The sequence below is a fragment of the Ferruginibacter sp. HRS2-29 genome (assembly GCF_024343615.1).
GTDB lineage: Bacteria > Bacteroidota > Bacteroidia > Chitinophagales > Chitinophagaceae > Ferruginibacter.
The window spans coordinates 1-309 of the sequence record NZ_RJUB01000070.1 but is presented as its reverse complement, the minus strand read 5'-3'; the positions used below and the strand labels follow the sequence as shown (position 1 = coordinate 309).

Genomic DNA, 309 nt, shown 5'->3' with positions numbered 1-309 from the left:
TGTGCGGCCCTGCGGCAACGCCGGTGAAGATGCCCGTTGTATTACTTGTTCCGCCATCCAGTACATATGTTACCGGAGTACCTCCGTTAGAAGTAGCGGTGATCGTTCCGTCTGTTGCATTGTTACACGAAGTGGCTGTCGGGGTAGCGGTTCCTGTTATGGCGGCGCCTGATGTTACTGTGGCGGATGCAGCGCCTGTACAGCCATTGTTATCTGTAAATGTAACGGTATGGGCTCCCGCGGCCACGCCGGTGAAGATGCCCGTTGTATTACTTGTTCCACCATCCAGTATATAGGTAACTGGCGCCG

The 309-nt window shown here is 54.7% G+C and carries 1 protein-coding gene; it reads right to left on the bottom strand.

Going from position 1 to position 309, the window contains the following annotated elements; all coding sequences use genetic code 11:
• The coding region (locus EGI32_RS10930) for a hypothetical protein (RefSeq protein WP_255155418.1) at window positions 1–309 on the bottom strand (309 nt) is incomplete at both ends.